General features: G+C 51.5%; 21 protein-coding genes. 2 read left to right on the top strand and 19 right to left on the bottom strand.

The features are described from left to right. Positions 1 to 231: 231 nt before the first annotated feature. From B5F80_RS00300 to B5F80_RS00265, 8 genes are all read right to left on the bottom strand, one after another. On the bottom strand, positions 232 to 1,239 hold the full coding sequence (locus tag B5F80_RS00300) for a C4-dicarboxylate ABC transporter (protein WP_087476816.1): 1,008 nt from the start codon (positions 1,237 to 1,239) through the stop codon (positions 232 to 234). Positions 1,240 to 1,308: 69 nt separating this feature from the next. Next, positions 1,309 to 2,097, bottom strand: coding sequence for a tRNA pseudouridine(38-40) synthase TruA (gene truA, locus B5F80_RS00295; RefSeq protein ID WP_087476815.1), 789 nt, complete (start codon positions 2,095 to 2,097; stop codon positions 1,309 to 1,311). Continuing rightward, the gene (locus B5F80_RS00290) at positions 2,094 to 2,894 is read right to left on the bottom strand and encodes an energy-coupling factor transporter transmembrane component T (RefSeq protein WP_087476814.1); all 801 of its coding nucleotides are present in this window, start codon (positions 2,892 to 2,894) and stop codon (positions 2,094 to 2,096) included. Before B5F80_RS00290 ends, truA begins: the two co-directional genes overlap by 4 nt. Further along, entirely contained in the window at positions 2,884 to 3,753 is an 870-nt protein-coding gene (locus B5F80_RS00285; RefSeq protein ID WP_087476813.1) for an energy-coupling factor transporter ATPase, read from the bottom strand. The genes B5F80_RS00290 and B5F80_RS00285 overlap by 11 nt, the downstream gene beginning before the upstream one ends. Beyond that, on the bottom strand, positions 3,738 to 4,577 hold the full coding sequence (locus B5F80_RS00280; protein ID WP_087476812.1) for an energy-coupling factor transporter ATPase: 840 nt from the start codon (positions 4,575 to 4,577) through the stop codon (positions 3,738 to 3,740). The genes B5F80_RS00285 and B5F80_RS00280 overlap by 16 nt, the downstream gene beginning before the upstream one ends. Positions 4,578 to 4,666: 89 nt before the next feature. Continuing rightward, a complete protein-coding gene (gene feoB, locus B5F80_RS00275; protein WP_087476811.1) occupies positions 4,667 to 6,769 on the bottom strand; it encodes a ferrous iron transport protein B in 2,103 nt (700 codons plus the stop codon). Positions 6,770 to 6,774: 5 nt separating this feature from the next. After that, positions 6,775 to 6,993 (bottom strand): FeoA family protein, encoded by a 219-nt coding sequence (locus B5F80_RS00270; RefSeq protein WP_087476810.1) that lies wholly within the window; start codon positions 6,991 to 6,993, stop codon positions 6,775 to 6,777. A gap of 12 nt (positions 6,994 to 7,005) precedes the next feature. After that, positions 7,006 to 7,560, bottom strand: a complete 555-nt coding sequence (locus B5F80_RS00265) for a DUF805 domain-containing protein (RefSeq protein ID WP_087476809.1) — start codon at positions 7,558 to 7,560, stop codon at positions 7,006 to 7,008. 139 nt (positions 7,561 to 7,699) lie between these two features. Here B5F80_RS00265 and B5F80_RS00260 point away from each other — a divergent pair, with 139 nt between their 5' ends. Both B5F80_RS00260 and B5F80_RS00255 read left to right on the top strand, forming a co-directional pair. Then, complete coding sequence (locus B5F80_RS00260; protein ID WP_087476808.1) at positions 7,700 to 8,209, top strand: hypothetical protein; 510 nt, start codon at positions 7,700 to 7,702, stop codon at positions 8,207 to 8,209. Positions 8,210 to 8,233: 24 nt separating this feature from the next. Continuing rightward, on the top strand, positions 8,234 to 8,701 hold the full coding sequence (locus B5F80_RS00255; protein WP_087476807.1) for a hypothetical protein: 468 nt from the start codon (positions 8,234 to 8,236) through the stop codon (positions 8,699 to 8,701). A gap of 30 nt (positions 8,702 to 8,731) precedes the next feature. Here B5F80_RS00255 and B5F80_RS00250 read toward each other — a convergent pair whose 3' ends face one another. From B5F80_RS00250 to ftsH, 11 genes are all read right to left on the bottom strand, one after another. Beyond that, complete coding sequence (locus B5F80_RS00250) at positions 8,732 to 9,562, bottom strand: undecaprenyl-diphosphate phosphatase (protein ID WP_087476806.1); 831 nt, start codon at positions 9,560 to 9,562, stop codon at positions 8,732 to 8,734. Positions 9,563 to 9,696: 134 nt separating this feature from the next. Beyond that, entirely contained in the window at positions 9,697 to 10,161 is a 465-nt protein-coding gene (gene brxF / locus B5F80_RS00245; protein ID WP_087476805.1) for a BREX-3 system P-loop-containing protein BrxF, read from the bottom strand. Positions 10,162 to 10,279: 118 nt separating this feature from the next. Next, on the bottom strand, positions 10,280 to 11,485 hold the full coding sequence (locus tag B5F80_RS00240; RefSeq protein WP_087476804.1) for a hypothetical protein: 1,206 nt from the start codon (positions 11,483 to 11,485) through the stop codon (positions 10,280 to 10,282). Between the two features lie 69 nt (positions 11,486 to 11,554). Further along, positions 11,555 to 13,063, bottom strand: a complete 1,509-nt coding sequence (gene lysS / locus B5F80_RS00235; RefSeq protein ID WP_087476803.1) for a lysine--tRNA ligase — start codon at positions 13,061 to 13,063, stop codon at positions 11,555 to 11,557. A gap of 23 nt (positions 13,064 to 13,086) precedes the next feature. Then, positions 13,087 to 13,575, bottom strand: coding sequence for a transcription elongation factor GreA (greA, locus tag B5F80_RS00230; RefSeq protein ID WP_087476802.1), 489 nt, complete (start codon positions 13,573 to 13,575; stop codon positions 13,087 to 13,089). Between the two features lie 142 nt (positions 13,576 to 13,717). Further along, the gene (locus B5F80_RS00225; protein WP_087476801.1) at positions 13,718 to 15,238 is read right to left on the bottom strand and encodes a glucosyltransferase domain-containing protein; all 1,521 of its coding nucleotides are present in this window, start codon (positions 15,236 to 15,238) and stop codon (positions 13,718 to 13,720) included. Then, positions 15,238 to 16,188, bottom strand: a complete 951-nt coding sequence (locus tag B5F80_RS00220; RefSeq protein ID WP_255376387.1) for a glycosyltransferase family 2 protein — start codon at positions 16,186 to 16,188, stop codon at positions 15,238 to 15,240. Before B5F80_RS00220 ends, B5F80_RS00225 begins: the two co-directional genes overlap by 1 nt. A 153-nt stretch (positions 16,189 to 16,341) precedes the next feature. Then, positions 16,342 to 17,334 carry a tRNA dihydrouridine synthase DusB gene (gene dusB, locus B5F80_RS00215; RefSeq protein ID WP_087476799.1) on the bottom strand — a complete coding sequence of 331 codons (993 nt, stop codon included), beginning with the start codon at positions 17,332 to 17,334 and terminating at the stop codon, positions 16,342 to 16,344. Then, positions 17,318 to 18,082: a type III pantothenate kinase gene (locus tag B5F80_RS00210; protein ID WP_087476798.1), complete on the bottom strand. Its 765-nt coding sequence runs from the start codon at positions 18,080 to 18,082 to the stop codon at positions 17,318 to 17,320. The genes dusB and B5F80_RS00210 overlap by 17 nt, the downstream gene beginning before the upstream one ends. Before the next feature lie 169 nt (positions 18,083 to 18,251). After that, positions 18,252 to 19,220, bottom strand: a complete 969-nt coding sequence (locus tag B5F80_RS00205) for a biotin--[acetyl-CoA-carboxylase] ligase (RefSeq protein WP_087476797.1) — start codon at positions 19,218 to 19,220, stop codon at positions 18,252 to 18,254. Between the two features lie 206 nt (positions 19,221 to 19,426). Continuing rightward, positions 19,427 to 21,343 (bottom strand): ATP-dependent zinc metalloprotease FtsH, encoded by a 1,917-nt coding sequence (ftsH, locus tag B5F80_RS00200; protein ID WP_204246298.1) that lies wholly within the window; start codon positions 21,341 to 21,343, stop codon positions 19,427 to 19,429. Positions 21,344 to 21,381 lie beyond the last annotated feature (38 nt).

Below are 21,381 nucleotides of genomic sequence, written 5' to 3'. Positions count from 1 at the left end.
TGATCGACCAGCCTTTCACACTGCTGCACCTATTGTTTGATATATAGCCATTCGTTGTCTTTCACATATGTGCAAATAATAGTCAACACTGGATATCTATCCATAGTTGGCTATTTTTTATATGCAGATTCCCCCCTAGTAAGTCGAAGTTGCAAATTTAACCGGAAGAGCCTACAAAAAACTCGGCAGGAAACCGCTGCTCCTGCCGAGTTTATACGCTATATCTATTTGTTAATATAATTTCCACAAGGTCTTATGAATTGCCGCCCACAGCGTTTTAAAAGACAAATATAATATCAACGTTGTACCAAACAGCAGTAGAAAGATTGCCAATGCTTGCGTCCATAAAGCCGGATGGTCTACGCTGTAGTGAAGAAGGCCGTTAGCGAAGGCCATCGTAGGGAAGCTGCTGGCCCACCATCCCATGCGAAAGGGTGATGTCCGCATGACGTGCAGCACCTTAGCCGCTACAGGGAAAAAAATGAAAATGCCCGCATTAATGAACAAAGCAGTAAAATTATCAGGGCTAAAAGTCTGGGAATAGGTAATATACCCCATGCCAAAGGGTGCCATGAGTATCATAAGGCTCGGCTGGGCCGCATCAGACAATGTCTTGCCAAACACGCTGTGGGCAAATAAAAGAGCGATAACGGGAATTCCTGTCACTAAGCCTATAGCCACGCAGAATACAGAAATATCATGATAGCCCGGATTCTGCAGGATGTTGCCGGCAATGGGAATCGTAATCGGCCCCAGCACGGCCAAAAGCCACGCCGGCGTAACCGAATCGACACTCTGACGGTCATACAGCCAGTGTTTCAGCAAAATCCAGCTGAACACCATGATGATGAACAATCCGGCATACCAAAAAAAGCTGGCAAGTCCATGATGATACGGTGCCAGCACAGCCGCCAGCAATACAGTTGAAACGTTGAACGTGCCAAAAAAATTTACCCTCGTCGGGCTGTTCCATTCCGCCCGGACTGCCGCCGCATCGACGCGCAGCTTATGAAAATATCGGATGAAAATCAGCACGTAGAGCACCAAGGCGCAGGCGCCGAAAAATTCTCCGATCCAGGCCGGCGCGCCCCACAGCTGATGAGCCATGCGCCAACCGAAGCACATGCCGCAGTACCCCATTGACGCGGCAAAGGTAGAAATAGACATGAAGTGAACAAAGCCTATCTTGCGAATCCGTCCCCGCGCGTCGGGTTCAATGATTTCAATATGCTGTGCCATATCCGCCAGCCTCTCTCCTCTCTGTTATATGTTGAAAACCTATGTCCGACTGTTAATTGCGGACATAGGTTATATACGCTGCGCTTTTAACTGTGTCAGCACGGACTGCAGCCGTTCCTCGCTGTAAAACACCTCTTCTAGGCAAAGGCCTTGAGCCGGAGCCGTCGCGCCCAGCTTCGTCCGGTCCTTTCCTTCCAGGATGCGCCGGAACTCGTCAGGCGTCAGCCGGTGGAGGCCTAAATCGACGAGGCCGCCGGCGATGTTTCGCACCATATGATACAAAAATCCGTCGCCTACGACGTGGATGCGCAGCAAATGCCCCTGCTCTTCCAGGTCGATGGCGTACATCGTTTTAACGGGATTCATCGGCGTCGTATTCTGCCCTTCAAAGGCAGAAAAATCATGGGTTCCCAACAAGATCTCTGCGCCGGCCTTCATCGCCTGCCGATCCAGGGGTTTGCGGATAAACCAGGAGTACCGCAGCTGAAAGGGGTCGTGCATGAGGCGGTTCACGATAGAATAGCAGTAATGCTTTCCCTTATTGTCGTGACGTACGCTGAAGGCATCGGGCATTTCCTCTGCCGACAGCACGGCGATTTCCCGGGGCAAATACCCTTTCATGGCATAGGGAATCTTCTCGGTCGGAATCGTCCCTTCGCCGTAAAAGTTGACGACCTGCCCGCGGGCATGGACGCCGGCATCGGTACGGGCTGCGCCGTAAATCGTAATGGGCGACTGGAAAATTGCCGACAAGGCCTGCTCGACGCATAATTGTATGGACGCGGCGTTGGTTTGTCGCTGAAATCCATGAAAATCCGTGCCGTCGTATGCGATAATCAGGCGAATATTTTTTTTCATAGGAGCCACCGCATCGCAGCCAATACGAAGGTGACGACGAGGACGGCCGCCATCGCCACGGCGTCGCGGTACGTATAGGCCAGCTCGTTCATCCGCGTCCGCCCTTCGCCGCCGCGATAGCAGCGCGCTTCCATCGCTGTCGCCAGATCTTCGGCGCGGCGAAAGGCGCTGACGAACAGCGGCACCAGCAGGGGTATCATGTTCTTCCCCCGCTGCCACAGGCTGCCGCTGGTAAAATTGGCGCCGCGGGCCGTCTGGGCTTTCATGATGCGGTCCGTTTCTTCCAGCAGCGTCGGAATGAAGCGCAGGGCAATGGTCATCATCATGGCCAGCTCATGGGCCGGCACGCCGACGCGCTTGAAAGGGTTCAGCAAATGCTCGATGCCGTCAGTCAGGACGATAGGCGACGTCGTATACGTAAGAAGGGAAGAAAAGACGATTAAGTAGACGAGGCGGGCCGTCATCAGGCAGCCCTGATACACGCCTTCCCGCGTAATATGAAGAATGCCGTACTGCCAGAGCACTTCCCCCGGAGTGGAAAAGACGTGGATGCTCATGGTAAAGAGGATGATAATCCACAGCGGCTTCAGCGACTTGGCGATCAATTTAATCGGCAGGCGGGATATGGCGAAGTTCAATACGACAAAGGCCGTCACGACGCCGTACGACGCCAGGGAGTCGGCAAAAAAGATGGCGACGATAAAAATGAGGGTCCCCAGGATTTTAGCCCGCGGGTCCAGCTTATGCAGGAAGGACGTGCCGGGAAAATACTGACCCAGCGTAATATCAGTGAGCATGGTTCATCCTCCTTATGCAGTCGTATACGGCGGCGACTCCTTCGTCGACGCTGTGAACCCTGTCGCTGATATCGAAGCCTTTGGACTGCAAATACTGCAGTACTTCCGTAACGGGCGGCACGGACACGCCGGCATCATGAAGGGTCTGCTGCCGATGGGAAAAGATATCGAGAGGTTCGCCGTCGAGGACGATATTGCCGTGCGACAAGACGAGCAGCCGCGTTGCCATCTGGGAAATATCTTCCATATTATGAGATACTAAAATGACAGTAATATTTTTTTTCTTGTGCCAGCGCTGTATTTCAGAAAAGATTTCCCGGCGGCCGACAGGGTCCAGCCCGGCGGACGGTTCGTCGAGAATGAGGTACTTCGGATGGATGGCGATAACGCCGGCAATGGCGACGCGCCGCATTTGTCCCCCGCTCAGCCGGAAGGGAGAGCGGTCGGCATAGGTGTCGTAATCGAGGCCGACGAATTCCATCGCTTCCCGTACCCGCTCTTCGATTTCGTCTTCGCTCAGGCCAAAATTCCGCGGCCCGAAGGCGATGTCCTTGGCAATCGTTTCTTCAAACAACTGATATTCCGGATACTGAAACACCATGCCTACTTTATGGCGGATAGCCATGACTTCCTTCGTCTTTTTCGAAATATCCGTACCGTCTACAGTCACGACGCCCCTCGTCGGATGAATCAGCCCGTTCAGCAGCTGGACGAAGGTCGACTTGCCCGACCCCGTATGGCCGATGATGCCGACGAATTCGCCTTCGTGAATTTCTACGGACGTTTCATGTAGCGCCGTCCGTTCAAAAGGCGAGCCTACGCCGTAGGTATAGGTCACCTGATCTAACTTAATCGACATAACGCTTCTCCTAGTTCTTCTTTGGTAATAATATCACCGGGCAGGTCAATTCCTTTTTCCCGCAGACGCGCGGCGATTTCGGCCGCTACGGGAACGTCGAGACCCATGGCTTTCAGCTCGTCGACGTGGCTGAAAACGCTGCGCGGCGCGCCGTCCATTTTGACCTCGCCCTGATTGACGATGACGACCCGGTCGGCCTGCACCGCCTCTTCCATGAAGTGCGTAATAATAATGACCGTAATGCCTTCGGCGTTGAGCTGGCGGATCGTCTCCATGACTTCGCGCCGGCCGACGGGGTCCAGCATCGCCGTCGGTTCGTCCAGCACGATGCAGTGGGACTGCATCGCCAAAATACCGGCAATGGCTATGCGCTGCTTCTGCCCGCCGCTCAAAAGATGGGGGCCGTGTTTAGCGTAAATCGTCATATTGACCCGTTTCAGGGCATCGCTGACGCGCTGCTTGATTTCCTCTGACGGCACGCCCAGATTTTCCGGTCCAAAGGCTACGTCCTCTTCTACGACGGCGGCAACGATCTGGTTGTCCGGATTTTGGAAAACCATGCCTACCTCCTGCCGTATATCCCACACATTGTCGGGGTCGTCCGTCCGCAGCCCGCATACTTCGCACGCGCCGTCCGTCGGCGTCAGCAGCACGTTGAAGTGCTTCGCCAGCGTCGACTTGCCTGAGCCGTTCGTGCCGATGACGGCGACAAATTCTCCCGGTTCGATCGTCAAGGATATATCTTTTACGGCGTAGACCGTCTTGCCTTCTTCATCTTGATACGCATGGCTCATATGGTCCAGCTTTATCATAGGTATGCTCATGACCTATCTCCTCAATAAAAATATATTCCCGAATATTATACAGTGTTTCGCCAGAATTGTAAAACTGCAACACACGGCAAAAGGTAAACCTAACCGACCAGGCTGCCAACCTGATATACGGCGAAGGTAATAATCCAGGCGACAAAAATCTGAAAGGCCACGGAAAAAGCCGTCCATTTCCAGCTCTTCGATTCCGCATGTATCGTGGCAATCGTAGCCGCGCAGGGAACGTACAGCAGGGAAAACAGCATCATGCAGTAGCCGTTGAGGGCTGTAAACCCGCTCTGTCCCAGCGTCGCCGCCAAGGCGGCCAGGGCGGCCGTCGAGTTGATATTCAGGCCGTCAAATAATACGGCGAAGCTCGATACGACGACTTCCTTCGCCGAAATTCCGGCGATGAGAGCCACCGTAATCTGCCAATATCCCAGCCCGATCGGAGCGAAAAAGGGCGTCAGGCCCCGGCCGATCAAAGCGCCGAAGCTGTTGGCCATATCGCCGTATCCGCTTGGGCCAAAGTTCAAAATAAACCACATGATAATAGACGCGGCGAAGATAATCGTGCCGGCGCGGCTGAGGTAATCCTTTACCTTCTCCCATACGTAAATTGCCACAGTCCGGCTGCTGGGCCGCTTGTATTCGGGCAGCTCGATGAGCAGCGCGTTGTCCGACGTGTCTTTGCGCATCACATTGATCGCCAGCAGCGATACCAGGGCGACGACGATGCCGATGATGTACATGGAGTAGGCCGCCAGCATGGCATGGTTCGGAAAAAACATGCCGGAAAATAAAATGTAGATAGGCAGTCTGGCACTGCATGACATGAACGGCGTAACCAGCATCGTCCGATACCGGTCCTCCTTATTTTCCAGAGCCCTTGAAGCCATAATAGCCGGCACGCTGCAGCCAAAGCCCAGTATCATCGGAATAAAGGCCCGCCCCGACAATCCCATCTTATTCATAATATCGTTCATAATATAGGCTACGCGGGACATGTAGCCGCTGTCTTCCAACAGGGCCAGGGCAAAGAACAAAATACAAATATTCGGCAAAAACGTCAAGATGCCGCCGACGCCGGCAATGATGCCGTCGCACACCAGGGAGACGACCATGTCGCCCGCTCCGGCCGCGGCCAGAATAGCCCCTGCGCCCTGCGACAAGAAGTCTATCGCTTCTTCAAAATACTCCTTCAGCATATCGCCAATGAAGAAGGTCAGGAAGAAGACGACGGCCATGATGCAGAGGAACACGGGGATACTGAGCCAGTTGCTCGTCAGTATCTTGTCGGCATAGTCCGTCGCCGCCGCCCGGGCCGCCCGGTTGACGACGACTTCCTGTATGATTTCCTCTATAAAATTATATTTTTCGTTGATGATGTCCGTTTCATAGCTGCGGTCTATGACATGGGCCGGATCATCGACGGGAAAATTCTTCGTCACTTCCGGGTCCATTTCCAGCAGCTTCAAGGCATGCCAGCGATGGTTATAAATATCAGGATACCGTTCGTGCAGCATGCTTCGCACCGCGTCGATTTTGTCCTCCAGGGCGTCGCTGTACACCATGGCAAATTCGTCGTGATGGTTGTGGCGGTGCTTCGTCTCATCGGAATGGTTGTGGATCAGCCTGTCCGGCCGCACATGGCCGCGATGGTGGACCGCTGCGTGCAGCAGCACGCTCAGGCCTCGCCGCTTCAGGGCCGACACGGGGATGACCGGTACGCCCAGCATTTCCGGCAGGCGGTGCAGGTCGATTTCCATTCCCCGCTTTTCTACGATATCCATCATGTTCAGGGCGACGACGACGGGCTTGCCTAACTCCAGAAGCTGCAGCGTCAGATACAGATTCCGCTCCAGCGCCGACGCGTCTACGACGTCGACGATGACGTCGACCTGGTCGCTTAAAATAAAATTACGGGAAACCTGCTCTTCCATCGTATAAGACGTCAGGCTGTACGTCCCCGGCAAGTCGACCAGATGGATATGGACGCCGTGGGAATCGATGGCCCCCTCTACTTTTTCTACAGTAACGCCAGGCCAGTTCGCCACTTTCAAATTAGCTCCCGTATAGGCGTTAAACAACGTCGTCTTTCCGCAATTCGGATTGCCGATAAAGGCGACGGTCATTTCTGACGGTTTCTGTTCCATACTGCTCACGGTACGAAGCGGATCCGTTTGTCCTTGCACTTCCGCTTTCATACGATTCAACTCCTTACTTCAATATGTGATGAAATCCCCTTGCCGAGGGCCAGGCGCGTACTGCGCATCTGGATGATCATCGTGCCGGCGTTTTTATTGTTGAGAACCGACACCTTCGTTCCCTTGATCATTCCCAGCGCCTGAAGGCGCCGTTCCATGTTCTGCGGCAGATGCAGGGCTTCCACGATATACGTATCGCCTGCGATTCCATGATCCAAAGTCATTGTCTCATCCCCCTAACGAGCCCGTTCCGGTCCGTAGGCGTTGTCGCCGGACGTCCCCTTCACGGTAAAAAAGCCCAAATAGGATACGGCCATGATCGACTGGGCCGCCGTCGCCGCCGTATCCATACCGGCAATCGGCAGGACATAGCTGGCCAGATAACAGGCAAAGGGAATGATAAACAAGGCTCCCTGCTTGTTCATATCGTGACAGCGGCGAACACCTAAGGACAGCTGCGACCAGATGACCGGTATAGAAAGCAGCACGAAGATGATGCCGAACACCGCAGCGTAATCCATGCGGTTGATCAGCACGGCTTCGGCGAAGCGGCTGTATAAAATAGCCGAAAACATGAGCTGGGCAAACATGAGGACCAGCGTCCTCATGATAAAGGAACGGCGCGGCAGGCGGCCTGTGAAGACGAAATACTTCGCCTTCAGCTCCGCCAAGCTGCGGAAGCTCAGCGTACTGCTGTCGCTGCCCGGGCCGACGGGCATGGACAAGCCGCGGTGGATGCGGGCTGCCGGGCCGGAGCGCTTCTTTAATTGTATCTTTTTATGCTTTGCCATAGGTATTCCCTCCGATAAGACCTTTTTCCATTTTTTACTACGTACCAATGGTATCATATTCTTGGCCTCGACTCAATTCATTTTCTGCAAATTATGGTATAATACACTTGCACCGATACAATGAAAAAGGAGGAGCTTCATGAAAAAAGGAGTATACCATAAAGACAAATATACATTCAGCGGAATGCTGAGCGACGAAGCCTTGTGGACCTTCGAATTCTTCAGCAAATCGTTGGCCGATACCCTGTCTGATTACCTGGACGTCATGGAGGAAAACCATCTCTGCATTCCCGCCGACGACGCAGACGAGCTGTTCGACATGCTGGAAGATATCAGCGCCGACCTGCGGGACGACTATCATGCAGACTGCCTGCAATTAGGCCGGTTCAGAGAAAACATACTGGCCTTCTACGACCTGGCCTTTTCTCTTTGCAGCGACCTGGAAGACGATCTGTCCGACGCGCCCCTCGAAGCCGTCTATTACAGCCAAGTATTCGTCCAAGGCCTCAAGCACTTCCTGCCGGTCATGCTGCAAAGCCTGCTCATGGACCTGCCGGAAAGTCAAAAACTACAGCAATTTATAGAGCAAATACAACGAGACTTCTCCGGACTCGCTCCTTTGGACATCCACGGAAGCCGTTTAAATTAACCTGCCCAGGAGGAAACATCTATCATGACAACATATACCTTTACCGGCTTGACCGGTTCGGACGGTTTGCTGACCTTTAATTTTTTCTGTGAATCCCTTGTCGGCGCCCTTCATACGCTCCATCACGTCCTGGAAGACAACGGCGCGGAAATGCCGGAAAAAGCGGCGGGCCTTCCGAAGGCTCTGGCCGATATGGGCTCCCATCTTCTGGAGGACTACGGGAAAAACGAGCTCCATTTAGACCGCTTCAAGCAAGAGCTGCTCGATTTTTACGACCTAGCCTTCACCGTAAACGACGAGCTGGCGCCGATGATTTTAAAAGGCGACGACGGACTGCAGTATTATTATTACGTATACATGCAGGGCGTCAACCTCTTTTTCCCAAACATATTGGAAAGCATCCTCCGCGACCTGCCGGAAGGAACGGATCCGCAGCCCTTTATCGCCGATATTTCCCGCAGCTTCGCCGTCCTTTCATCGCCGCAGGCATAACTGCAAAAAAAGCGCCTTGCGGCGCTTTTTCTATTTCAAGATGAAGAAATACACAAACGATACGACGGCGACTAAAAACCGGTAGCAGGCAAAGGACGTAAGGGTCGATTTATTGAGAAATTTCAGGAACCACAATACGGAAATATACGCTACGATAAAGGCCGTCACAAAGCCGATGGCAATCATGACCAAATCGCCGCTGTCCAATACGGACCAGCTCTTCAGCAAATCGTAAAAGCAGGCGATGATCATGACCGGCACGGCAATGATAAAGGAAAAATCTGCTGCTGCCTTCCGGCTCAGCCCCAGAAATAAGCCGCCGGCAATGGTCGAGCCGGAGCGGGAAAAGCCGGGCCACAAGGCGAACATCTGAAAGGCGCCGACTAAAAATGCCTGCAAGATGGTCATCTTTTCCACATCGTCGCACAACACGCGTATCTTCGCCCGTTCGGCCAGCAGCATGAACACGCCGCCGATAACCAGGCCGATAATGACGGTGCCGACGGAAAAGAGATACGTTTTGATCACTCCATGGGCAAAGTAGCCGATGATCATGACCGGCACGATGCCCGCTCCCACGTGAGCCAGCGTCAGCCCCGTATCGTTGCGCCGCCAATTCTGCGGGCGCAGCATATCCCAGCAGCGGTACTGCCGCAGCATGCGGATAAATTTTTCTTTATAAATCACCAGAACCGACAAAATAGCGCCGAGCTGAATAAATACTTCAAATACGCTGGCCCTCGGCCCCGTAAATCCCAGCCAGTCGCCGACGAGAATCATGTGGCCCGTCGAAGAAATAGGCAGGTATTCCGTTACCCCTTCGACGATCCCCAAGATGACGGCAATCATATAGTCACCCATCGTTATCTGCTCCTTTTATTGAAATCAAACAAACGCTTTTGTCATTATACCATGACGTACAGGAGAAAAAAAGAGCAAAATAAAACGCCGCAGAATCAACAGGCTCTGCGGCGTTTTACGCACGTACGGGGAAATCAGTCGAGGGACATTACATGTTTCGGATCTTCGATTGTAAATTTAGCATACTTGGGATCGCCGTTGTGTTCGAAATACAACGTATTGCCTTCCAAGCTGCCGCGCCAGCTGACGATAATCGGGCATTCCTTGCTCAAATCCTTCAGCATCTGAACTGGATTGAGGTTCAAAATCGGGGCGAACAGGAATTCGACGTTATCGATCATGACAACGCGGGCGTTGAGGCGGTGAATCGCCGTCGAAATGAGGGAAATAGCTTTTTCCGGACGGTCGGCCCGAGGAATTTCCAAGAATTCGTCGTCGAAGAGCTCGCGGGCTTCGCAAATCTTCCAGCCATCCTGGAACGTCAGTTCACGGATGAGCTTGCTCTTGCCAGAGCCGGGACCGCCGATAAGGATAAGCAGCTTTTCATCTTCCTGAGCAATGTACTTCCACCGTTTTAAAACATCTGCATCTGTAACCATGAAAATCACCTTCATCTGCTAGTATTAGTTATATTTATTATACTGGATGTCAGTCATATAAGTAAAGCATTTTTGCTATTTTATTTGTATATACTTGAAGAATCGTCCCGCGCCGCCGTCAGGACTGCAGGCCGTAACGGGCCATGGGATCCTGCAGATTCTGAATAGGCGCGCTGATCAGCAGCACATCTTCCACATAGCGGCTGGCGTGGTTGACGACGAAGACCAGGGAAACGCCCTTCTGGAAAGGGCTGTCGTAGTAATAGGCGTCGACGGATTTCTCCGCTTCCGGCCCAACTTCGACCCGGTCGGGCCGTCCGTACAGGGACAATACCGTCGAAATATGATAGCCCAGCGTCGCGCCGCGGCTCGTATAGGCGTTGTTAGTCAGCAGAAAGACCTTCTGCACCATGTTCCGGCGGTCTACTTCGACGCCGTAATCGCCGTAGAGCCAGAAATTGTTGCTGTCCCGTTTGACCAGGTTATTCCACATGTTGTACTTATTGGCCTGGAAGGGCTGGTTCAGGCTGAATCCCATGAGCGTAAAATCCCGTTCCGACCATTTATTCTGGGCCGGCAGGGCTTCGCCGCGGCTGTAGGGCGGACGCGGCGGCATGAGGGCCACCCGCTCGATTTTCCGATTGGCGACGGCAAAAATCATGGCTCCGTCCCTGGCGGGATTTTCATACACAAAGTAATAAATATTGGCGTCGGCGTCGCGCAAGACATTGGAAGGAATCCCCATCTGGCGAACCAGTACCTCGGCAGGCATTTTCAGGCGCAGGCCCCGTCCGAAGACGGCGTCTTTCCCGCTGGTCAGGAACACCGACTCGACGCCGATGCGGACGCCTTCCCGTTCTTCTCCCGTTTCCTTCAGGATATCGGCCGTGTCGTTGCGGCTGCGAACCCGCATGGCAATATCCTTGCCGTCATACTGCATCGTCGTATAATGGGCGCTGCGGGCATACTTCGTCGGGCTGCCGTACAGGCTCCGGACCTTGCGCAGGCTGTCGCCGCAGTGTATGCCGCCGACGTGAAAATCGCCGGCGTGCAGGACGCTGGGAACGGCAATATCCATCGCCCCGATTTCGTCCTTGGTCAATATCTTGCCGTTGGAAATCGGTTTCTTTTTGTCTTTTTTATCAGCCTCTTCGCCTTCCCCTGCCGCCGTAGTCTGCTCTGCAGCGCCGGCACGACTCTGGACTGCCGTAAGGGCAGGTTCAGACTGGGCGGGACTGCCGTCGGCAGAGGCGGCCCCGACAGGCAGACAGGAAGCGCACAGCAGGCAAAAAACAGCGAGTATAACCTTCTTTTTTCCGTTCATCGTCTTCCTCCTCATGGGGCGTTTGCAAAAAACACCCTTCGACACGATGGTTCAAAGGGTGTTTCCTAATTATTTCTGTTCCGGACGGCTAAGCGGGAACAACAATACGTCGCGAATGGACGCGCTGTTGGTAAGGAACATGACCAAGCGGTCGATGCCGATACCCAGGCCGCCTGTCGGCGGCAGGCCGTATTCCAGAGCGCGGCAGTAGTCTTCATCCATCTGATGAGCTTCGTCATCGCCCCGTTCGCGTTCCTTCATCTGTTCGACAAAGCGGTTGCGCTGATCGATAGGATCGTTCAATTCGCCGAAGCCGTTGGCCAGTTCGCGGCCGTAAATAAAGCCTTCGAAGCGATAGGTCAGCAAGGGGTTATCCGGATCCTGCTTGCTTAGCGGCGAAATTTCCAGCGGATGGTTCGTAATGATCGTCGGCTGAATCAGGTTTTCTTCTACGTAATCTTCAAAGCAGCCGTTGATAATCTTGCCGATGCCGTCGTATTCGCCGTATTCGACGTGCAGCTTGTCGGCAATAGCCCGCGCTTCTTCTACAGTCTTGACGTCCGTGAAGTCTTCGCCGGTGTATTTTTTAACGGCTTCGATCATGGTCATTCTGTCCCAGGGCGGCGTCAAGTCGATTTCCTTGTCGATATAGGTAATCTTCATCGTACCGTACAGCTTCATAGCCAGCTGTGATACCATTTCTTCCGTAATCTTGATGACGTCTTCCAAATCGCCGTAAGCCTGGTACAATTCTACCGTCGTAAATTCCGGGTTGTGGCGCGTGTCGATGCCTTCGTTGCGGAAGCAGCGGTTCATTTCATATACCCGTTCCAAACCGCCGACGAGCAGGCGCTTCAAGTGCAGTTCCGGCGCAATGCGCAGGTAAATATCCATGTCGAGGGCGTTGTGGTGGGTCTTGAAGGGACGGGCAGCCGCGCCGCCGGCAATCGTGTGCAGCATCGGCGTTTCTACTTCCAGGAATCCCCGTTCGTCCAAATACTGGCGAATGCCCTTGATAATCTGGGATCGTTTAATGAACGTGTCTTTTACTTCCGGATTGACGATGAGATCCAAATACCGCTGGCGATAGCGCGTTTCCTTATCCGTCAGGCCGTGGAATTTTTCCGGCAGCGGACGGAGAGACTTGGACAGCAGCGTCCATTTTTCAACGCGGACCGTCGTTTCGCCCGTGTGAGTCGTGAAAACAACCCCTTCGACGCCGACGATATCGCCGATATCCAGCAGCTTGAACAAGGTATACGATTCTTCACCCAAAATATCCTTGCGGAAATACAGCTGGATTTCGCCGCTGATATCGCGAAGGACGCAGAACGCCGTCTTGCCGTGACGGCGGATCGCCATGAGGCGGCCGGCAATGCGGACGACCGTTTCATCTTTTTCCAGGGCTTCTGCCTGGTCCTTCAATTCCTGGGCATGGTGATCCCAGTCAAATTTTTGACCGAAGGGATAGACGCCGGCGTCGATAAAGCTCTGCATCTTTTCGCGGCGCACCTTCATTTGGTCGTTTAATTTTTCTTCTTCTATGACAAGATTTTCTTTCTGCATTTCATCGGACATGACAATTCCTCCTATAGGCTTTTTTATTCCGCCGTAAACGGCAAAATCCGGTATTTCAATTCGCCTGCCGGCGCTTTGACCGTGACGACGACGGGATTCGCTTCGTTGATCGGCTGTCCCAAAATCGCCTTGCCTACGGGAGATTCATTGGAAATTCTATTGTTGAACGGATCGGCTTCCGCCGTGCCGACGACGGTATATTCAAAACGGTCGCCCGTTTCTACGTCTTCCAGAATCACTTTAGAGCCCAGGCGCACCTTCGCGCTGCTGTCGTCAGATTCCTGAATGATTTTTGCCGTACGGATTTTATTTTCCAGTTCGGAAATGCGGCCTTCGACAAAAGCCTGTTCATTTTTAGCGTCATCATATTCAGAGTTTTCGCTCAAGTCGCCCAAAGCGATTGCTTCCTGAATACGTTTGGAAACTTTAATGCGGCGAACTGATTTCAGCTCGTTTAATTCTTCCTTTAATTGTTCCAGACCTTCTTGCGTAATCAGCGTTTCATTTGTCATATTAGTACTCCTTTTCCCTATGACGGCAAATAGAAATAGTGTCAAGACACCTTGGCACTATTTCCACCTTTCTATTTTACGATAACTTTAATTATATGCGTATCTGTTATGTATGTCAATGAAAAAGAACTTTTGTCTAGTGTTATCGAAACGATATAATCGCTCGCTCTCCATCAATATAAATTTCATAAATGCTATTTTCTCTCACTGCTTTTTGTTTTTCTATGAAAGACTTATCAATCTTTTTTTCTTCCTCCCAATTATATTTATTAAAAGAGTAATTATCCAGAAGTTTATATCCCCAGAACCACCCCCCTCGCATATATATAGGAACTAATCGCTTCATCAAAGGATACTTCTTACTTTCAAATTGGTATTCTTTAGTTTCAGGAGCATTGCCTATAATTGTTACTGTTTTTATATTTCCACTATAATTTAATTGATTTAAATCCACATTAATTAATTTGGCAATAAAAATATTGCCTTCACTCTGTTTGTTCAAAACGTTCCCATATACATAAGAATAAGAAAATGCAAACAAAATCATGGGAACAAACAATAACGTAACAATCTTTTTCTTATGAGAAAGGTATGTTATTAATAAGCCGATCCACAGTGTAATACTACAAGCCGATATCAATGTTCTCGGAGCTATAACCGGAACCTTCAACAATAACAAAGGTAAAAAGCTACCAAAAATAATAATAATACAAATTGATGAAAGCCAAAAAAAAGTACTCCCAATTTTATGACTCCTATAGCATTTCACATATGAAGCCAATATAAGAACTAATGCCCAAATACAAGCTAGCAAAATTATTACTTTGCCCCCAACTGGTATAGAATAAACATATTCTTTAATTAAATCAAAGAAAGATAAACAATTATGAATGATAGTCTGTATGCTTTCATAATTTACGGGCAAAATCATTTGTGAGTGAACAGCGTTATACCCATCCTTACCAACAAATCTCTGCGCAATAGTTATTTTATATAAAACGCTAGCACATCCAATTACAGCTCCGCGAAATAATACTTTTTGGGTTAAATATTTTAAATCTTTTTTGGCTACTAGTCCTGCCATACTTTCTATAGCAATAAAACATAAATACATTCCTAATGCTGCCTGATAAAGCGATAATGTAAGAATAACAGCAATACCAACACATACAGCTTCTTTTTTTCTGCTTAAAGAAGCTGGTAAAGAAAAGGCAAACAAACAAAGACTTACCGCCAATGTCATAGGCAATGAATCAAATTTATAAGATAAGTTCTCTAGAAAAAAGGGATTTGCAATGCACAAAAATAAACAACATACAGTTACATATAAATTTTCTTTTGGTATATATTTTCTAGACCATAAAACCAATACATATGCCAACACAAGAACTGATAAAAATTGTGTCAGCGGAGAAACATCTGCAAGAGGTTTACCAAATTCTATTAAAGACATAATAAATCCAGCAAATGGCCGCCCATTACTTGTCCATGCAAATCCGCTAAGCGCTCTCCCTAAATCGTCAATATAATATACATTTGCTAAAACAATTGGAAAAACATATACACAAAATAAACCAACCAGCCACTTAAAAATATCTCTTTCTTTTGTATTAAATGTTCCCCAATAATAAACAGAACTAAAAAAATTTTTAATCTTTTGCATTATCCTCGACCCCCATAAAATTTTTGTCGTACTATTCTCTGACCATTATACGTTTTAACTAAATACAATGGCCTGAATTTACTTTCATTGAACACGCGCCCTAAATACTCTCCCATAATCCCCAGGAAGAATAATTGGACTCCGCCAATAAACAGTATCACGGTGATCAAGGATGGATACCCTGCTACATCGCCTCCATATATAATTGTCTTGATAATGATGACAGCCATGTACATCATGGCCAAAAACGCCAGTACGCAGCCGACAAAGGCTGCCAGCCGCAGCGGCGCTATCGTAAAACTAGTTAATCCTTCAATGGCTAAATTTAACAACTTCCAATAATTCCACTTCGTTTTTCCAGCAATCCGCGCCGGCCGTTCAAAAAGGATTTCTTTTTTATTAAATCCAATCCAACTAAATAAGCCTTTCGTATAACGCTGCGATTCGCGCATTAATCGTAACGCTTCCAGACATTGCTTATCCAACAGCCTGAAATCGCCGACATCCTTCTGAATCGGAATATTCGATACGCCTTGCAGTATGCGGTAAAACATATGGGACGACCATTTTTTGAAGAACGTTTCTCCTTCACGGCTGGTTCGTTTGGCGCATACATCGTCGTATCCTTGTTCCCAATAGGAAATCATTTCGGGAATTAACTCCGGTGGATCCTGCAAATCGGCATCCATGATAATAGCCGCGTCGCCGGATAAATAATCGATACCGGCAATCATGGCGATTTCTTTGCCGAAATTGCGGGACAAGTCAATATAGCATACTCGTGTATCCCGTTCTCGCAATTCCTTAAGAATACGCAGCGTGTCATCAGTACTGCCGTCATTTACAAATACAAATTGAAACTCGTATCGGTTAATCGAGTTTATAACCTTCGACGTTCGGTCATAAAATACAGGCAGCGCAGCTTCTTCATTATAACAAGGAACTAAAATAGATATAAGCTGTCTGTCTGTCTGTCAACATGATAGTCCTCATTTCTCATATGTCAGCCTCGCTCAATCTAATACATTTTTTTGCACTTATTTTACGACAACAGCTGCGCATTGTCCGCCACAAGCACCATGCGAAGCTGTTTACTCGTTGTACTAAGACTGCGCCGCTTCTTCCATCATCGTATGGATGCAGTCCCTGAAGGCCTGAGCCGTGTCGGCCCGATTGATGCGTTCGCGCAGGGCCGCCGAGCCGTACATGCCCTTCGTGTACCACGAGGCGTGGGCCCGCATTTCCCGCACGCCGATATATTCGCCCTTGTAGGCCAGCAGGGCTTCAAAGTGCTCCAGAATTTGCTCGTACCGTTCCATCGGCGACGGCGGCGGCAGGATTTCACCCGTATCCATATAGCGGTATATCTGCGGGAAAATCCACGGATTCCCCTGGGCGCCCCGGCCGACCATGACGGCGGCGCAGCCCGTCGCCTCAAACATGTGCACCGCCGACGGGCCGTCTACGATGTCGCCGTTACCGATGACCGGGATAGAGACGGCTTCTACGACCTGCCGTATCTTGTCCAAATCGGCGCGGCCGCTGTAAAACTGCTCCCGCGTCCGGCCGTGAACGGTAATAGCCGCCGCGCCGGCAGCTTCCGCCCGCTGAGCCAATTCAACGGCTGTAAAGGAATCGTCGTCCCATCCGGTACGCATTTTTACGGTGACGGGAATCGACACAGCCTTTACGACGGCGGCGATGACCTGTTCCGCCTTGGGCAAATCCTTCATCAAGGCAGAACCTTCGCCGTTTTTGACGATCTTTTTGACGGGACAGCCCATGTTGATATCGACAATATCTGCGCCAGCCTGTTCGACGGCTATCGCCGCCTGGGCCATGACGACGGGATCGGCCCCGAATATCTGCATCGACAGGGGATGCTCCCGCTCGTCGATATACAGCAGTTCTTCTGTATGCTTGTTTTTATAGCGTATCCCCTGAGAGCTGACCATTTCCGTGCAGACCAAAGCCGCGCCATAGCGGCGGGCAATGACGCGGTACGGCAAATCGCATACGCCGGCCATAGGCGCCAGGATGACCGGCCGTTCGAGCCGGACCGGGCCGATGGCAAAGGGCTTAGCAATTTCGTTCATAAATAATTCTCAGTCCTTCCAACGTCAGCATCGGTTCTACGACGTCGATGGCCTTCGTTTCCGGCGCAAGGACGACGGCAAAGCCGCCTGTCGCGACGACCTTGGCGTTGCCGCCCAATTCCCTGCGCATGTGATTGACAATGCCTTCGATCTGGCCGATGTAGCCGTAGTACACGCCGGCCTGCATGCTTTCCACCGTATTGCGGCAAATGACTTTTTCCGTCCGGCGGATTTCAATACGCGGCAGCTTGGCCGTGCGCTGCACCAGGGCGTCCGTCGAAATACCGATGCCCGGGCAGATAGAGCCGCCGAGGTAGTTGCCCTTCTTATCGACGGCGCAGAAGGTCGTAGCCGTACCGAAGTCGATGATGATGACCGGGCCGCCGTATTTCGCGTAAGCCGCCACGGCATTGACGATGCGGTCGGCGCCTACCTCGCGGGGATTGTCGTATTTAATATCCATGCCCGTCTTCACGCCCGGCCCGATGATGAGCGGCACCAAGCCGAAGTAGCGCTGGCACATGCGTTCCAGCGTCGGCATAACCGGCGGTACGACAGACGAAATAATGATCGAGTCGATATCTTCCGAATTCACATCGTTCAAGTAAAAGAGGTCGCGAATCAGCACGCCGTATTCGTCCGTCGTGCGCAGCTTGTTCGTCGAAATGCGCCAATGGTCCAGCAATTCCTTTCCCTTGAATACGCCGAGAACAATATTTGTATTTCCTACATCAATGACTAATAACATACGTTGTACTCTCCCTGCCCTAAATGAAATAATATACGGTTACTATAATAACAAAGTTTTTCTTCCTTGGATAGGTCTTGCCGTCTATTTTCCAAAGAAAAAGCGGCATGCCGCAGCTCGTCCTGCACTGCGTATGCCGCCTTTACCCTATTCGATTGCCGCTGTCCTGTCAGACGGGGCGAACCCGCACGTCGCCGGCCAGCACCCGTTCCATGCCGTTTGCCGTCTCGACCATCAGGTTGCCGTTTTCGTCCAGCGTCACGGCCTTTCCCGTAAACGACCGGTCCGACGCTGAGACTTCTACGTCCCGTCCCAGCATGCAGGACAAGACCTTCCATTCTTCCAGAATCGGCGCGAAGCCCTGCTCGCTGGCCACGTCGTAATACCGTTCCAATTCGCGCAATATGTCCTGCAGCAGCTCTACCCGCTGTACGGGCACGTTTTCTATGGCGAAGCTCGTCACGGTCTTTTTCAGCTCCCGCGGCATCGCTTTTTTGCCGAGGGCCGTGTTGATGCCGATGCCCATGACGACGTAGTTGATCTTTTCAACGGACGCGTTCAGCTCCGTCAAGATCCCGACCAGCTTCTTGTCGCCGACCAGGATATCGTTGGGCCACTTGATGCCGCAGTGGATGAGGCCGGCCCGGCGCAGCACCTTGGTCAGAGCCACGGCGGCAACCAGCGTCAGCTTAGAAACCTCCATAGGCGGAAAGGTAGGCCGCAAAATAAGGGAAAACCAAATCCCCTGAGCGAAGGGCGAAATGAAAGAACGATCCAGCCGTCCTCTCCCGCCGGTCTGTTCTTCGGCGACGACGATCGTCCCTTCATCAGCGCCCTGGTCGGCCAGTCGTTTGGCCACCGTATTCGTCGAATCCACCTTTTCAAAATACACAATCTTTTTTCCAAACAGGCCGGTTTTCAGCCCGTTGGCAATCTGCTCCGGCCGCAGCAGCTCCGGCGCTTCTTTCAAACAATAGCCTTTTTTCGTATACGATTCAATGACGTATCCCCGCTGTTTTAAGACGCGGATATGTTTCCAAACGGCTGTACGGGAAATCCCAAATAATTCGGAAATTTTTTGTCCGGATACGAAAGTCCCCTGATTCTCCATCAAATAATCCAGGATATCCTGTCTCATTCTTTTTCACTCCTAATACTAACGATACGATGCCGACATAGATATAGCTGACATACCTATATCTTTGGGCATACAGAAATTGTAGCATAAAAGAAATCCCTGTCAATATCAAGAAAAAGTAATATAAATCATTACATATTTTATGTATCTGCCAGAAACTTTCTCCGTCACATAAAAAAGCTGCGACAGTGCCGCAGCTTTTTCATTTAGTTTTTGTCTTCTGATACGGTATTGCCCCACGGGCTGACTTCTACATGAGGCTTCTGCCCTTCCGCCGGTTCGGCGCCTTCGGCGCTTTCGCTGTCGCCTTCCGGCTTAGGTGCTTCCAGCGAACCATATTTAATCAGATTTTCTACCTGTTCGTGATTAATCGTTTCGATTTCCAGCAGCGCTTCTGCCATGCTGTGAAGAGCCTTGATGTTTTCCTTCAGCATGCGCAGTACGTCCGCATAGGCCTCGGTAACGATATCGTGCATTTCCTTGTCGATCAGTTCGGCTACGCCTTCGCCGTAATTGCGGTCGTGGCCCAGGCTCTTGCCCAGGAACACCTGGTCCTGCTGTTCGCCGAAGACCATCGGCCCCAGCTTGGAGCTCATGCCCAGGCGGGTAATCATCTGGCGGACGATGCGGGTAACGCTCTGCAAGTCACCCGACGCGCCGCTGCTGATTTCATTGAAGACGATTTCTTCAGCAGCCCGGCCGCCCAAGGCGACGCGGATCTGCGCCAGATAATACGATTTCGTCTCATAGGACCGTTCTTCATTCGGCAGCATCATCGTATAGCCGCCGGCGCGGCCGCGGGGAATAATCGTGACCTTATGGACCGGGTCGGAGTTCGGCTGCAGCAAATAGGCAATCAGGGCGTGGCCCGATTCGTGAACGGCCGTCAGCCGCTTTTCCTTGTCGCTGATGACATGGCTGCGCCGTTCCGGACCGAAGCATACCTTTTCGCTGGCTTCTTCCAGTTCGGCCATGTTGATGACTTTTTTATCAGCGCGAGCCGCTAGCAGCGCCGCTTCGTTCAGCAGGTTGCCCAAATCGGCGCCGGTAAAGCCCGGCGTCTTCTTGGCGATAATATCCAAATCGACGTCCTTGCCGAGAGGCTTGCCTTTTGCGTGCACTTCCAGGATAGCCCGGCGGCCCCGAAGATCCGGACGGTCGACGGTGATCTGCCGGTCAAAACGGCCGGGACGCAGCAGCGCCGGGTCGAGGATATCGGGACGGTTCGTCGCGGCAATCGTAATGATGCCTTCGTTGGCGCCAAAGCCGTCCATTTCTACGAGCAGCTGGTTCAGCGTCTGTTCGCGTTCGTCGTGACCGCCGCCAAGGCCTGCGCCGCGCTGGCGGCCTACGGCGTCGATTTCGTCGATGAAGACGATGCACGGCGCGTTTTTCTTAGCCTGGGAGAACAGATCGCGCACGCGGGACGCGCCGACGCCGACGAACATTTCTACGAAGTCGGAGCCGCTGATGCTGAAAAAGGGAACGCCTGCTTCGCCGGCAACGGCCCGGGCCAGCAGGGTTTTCCCGGTGCCCGGAGGCCCGAAGAGCAGCACGCCTTTGGGAATCTTGGCGCCGATGTTGTTGTATTTGCCGGGATTGCGGAGAAATTCGACGATTTCCGCCAATTCTTCCTTCGCTTCGTCTTCGCCGGCAACGTCTTTAAAGGATACCTTGATTTTTCCTTCGCCGTGCATCTTCGCATGGCTCTTGCCGAAATTCATCACCCGGCCGCCGCCGCCCTGGGTCTGCTGCATGATGAAAAACCACACACCGATGAGAATCAAAATCGGCAGGATAGAGCTCAGCAGGCTCATCCACCACGAGGGCTGTTCAGGCGGCTTGGCGATGACGTTGACCTCCGCGTCGCGCAGGGCCGGCATCATAGCCGCGTCCGTCGGGGCGTACGATGTAAAAGACGTGCCGTCCTTCAGCTGACCGACGATGGCGTGGTCGTCCGTAATCTGGACTGCGTCTACTTTTTTCTGCTGAACCTGATTCATGAAATTCGTATAGGAAATTTCCGATTTATCAGCTTTATTTGTCGTAAACGCATCGATGATAGAAACGGCAACGATGATAATCAGTAAGTATAAACTTACATTACGCACAAATTTGCTCAAGATACTACTCCTTTCAAAGTAATCTATCGTTAAGTAAT

The organism is Megasphaera sp. An286 (assembly GCF_002163455.1).
GTDB classification, from domain to species: Bacteria; Bacillota; Negativicutes; order Veillonellales; family Megasphaeraceae; genus Megasphaera; species Megasphaera stantonii.
The sequence above is the reverse complement of the archived record's forward strand: the minus strand, read 5'-3'. Positions and strand labels throughout refer to the sequence as shown.

What these genes read in the sequence shown, in the direction of transcription:
- brxF (WP_087476805.1), bottom strand. Translation starts at nt 10,161, where the DNA reads ATGGTTACAGATGCAGATGTTTTAAAACGGTGGAAGTACATTGCTCAG.
- B5F80_RS00260 (WP_087476808.1), top strand. Translation starts at nt 7,700, where the DNA reads ATGAAAAAAGGAGTATACCATAAAGACAAATATACATTCAGCGGAATG.
- B5F80_RS00255 (WP_087476807.1), top strand. Translation starts at nt 8,234, where the DNA reads ATGACAACATATACCTTTACCGGCTTGACCGGTTCGGACGGTTTGCTG.
- feoB (WP_087476811.1), bottom strand. Translation starts at nt 6,769, where the DNA reads ATGAAAGCGGAAGTGCAAGGACAAACGGATCCGCTTCGTACCGTGAGC.
- B5F80_RS00290 (WP_087476814.1), bottom strand. Translation starts at nt 2,894, where the DNA reads ATGCTCACTGATATTACGCTGGGTCAGTATTTTCCCGGCACGTCCTTC.
- dusB (WP_087476799.1), bottom strand. Translation starts at nt 17,334, where the DNA reads ATGAACGAAATTGCTAAGCCCTTTGCCATCGGCCCGGTCCGGCTCGAA.
- B5F80_RS00205 (WP_087476797.1), bottom strand. Translation starts at nt 19,220, where the DNA reads ATGAGACAGGATATCCTGGATTATTTGATGGAGAATCAGGGGACTTTC.
- B5F80_RS00280 (WP_087476812.1), bottom strand. Translation starts at nt 4,577, where the DNA reads ATGAGCATACCTATGATAAAGCTGGACCATATGAGCCATGCGTATCAA.
- B5F80_RS00270 (WP_087476810.1), bottom strand. Translation starts at nt 6,993, where the DNA reads ATGACTTTGGATCATGGAATCGCAGGCGATACGTATATCGTGGAAGCC.
- B5F80_RS00285 (WP_087476813.1), bottom strand. Translation starts at nt 3,753, where the DNA reads ATGTCGATTAAGTTAGATCAGGTGACCTATACCTACGGCGTAGGCTCG.
- B5F80_RS00300 (WP_087476816.1), bottom strand. Translation starts at nt 1,239, where the DNA reads ATGGCACAGCATATTGAAATCATTGAACCCGACGCGCGGGGACGGATT.
- B5F80_RS00225 (WP_087476801.1), bottom strand. Translation starts at nt 15,238, where the DNA reads ATGCAAAAGATTAAAAATTTTTTTAGTTCTGTTTATTATTGGGGAACA.
- truA (WP_087476815.1), bottom strand. Translation starts at nt 2,097, where the DNA reads ATGAAAAAAAATATTCGCCTGATTATCGCATACGACGGCACGGATTTT.
- greA (WP_087476802.1), bottom strand. Translation starts at nt 13,575, where the DNA reads ATGACAAATGAAACGCTGATTACGCAAGAAGGTCTGGAACAATTAAAG.
- B5F80_RS00250 (WP_087476806.1), bottom strand. Translation starts at nt 9,562, where the DNA reads ATGGGTGACTATATGATTGCCGTCATCTTGGGGATCGTCGAAGGGGTA.
- B5F80_RS00265 (WP_087476809.1), bottom strand. Translation starts at nt 7,560, where the DNA reads ATGGCAAAGCATAAAAAGATACAATTAAAGAAGCGCTCCGGCCCGGCA.
- B5F80_RS00240 (WP_087476804.1), bottom strand. Translation starts at nt 11,485, where the DNA reads ATGAACGGAAAAAAGAAGGTTATACTCGCTGTTTTTTGCCTGCTGTGC.
- lysS (WP_087476803.1), bottom strand. Translation starts at nt 13,063, where the DNA reads ATGTCCGATGAAATGCAGAAAGAAAATCTTGTCATAGAAGAAGAAAAA.
- B5F80_RS00210 (WP_087476798.1), bottom strand. Translation starts at nt 18,082, where the DNA reads ATGTTATTAGTCATTGATGTAGGAAATACAAATATTGTTCTCGGCGTA.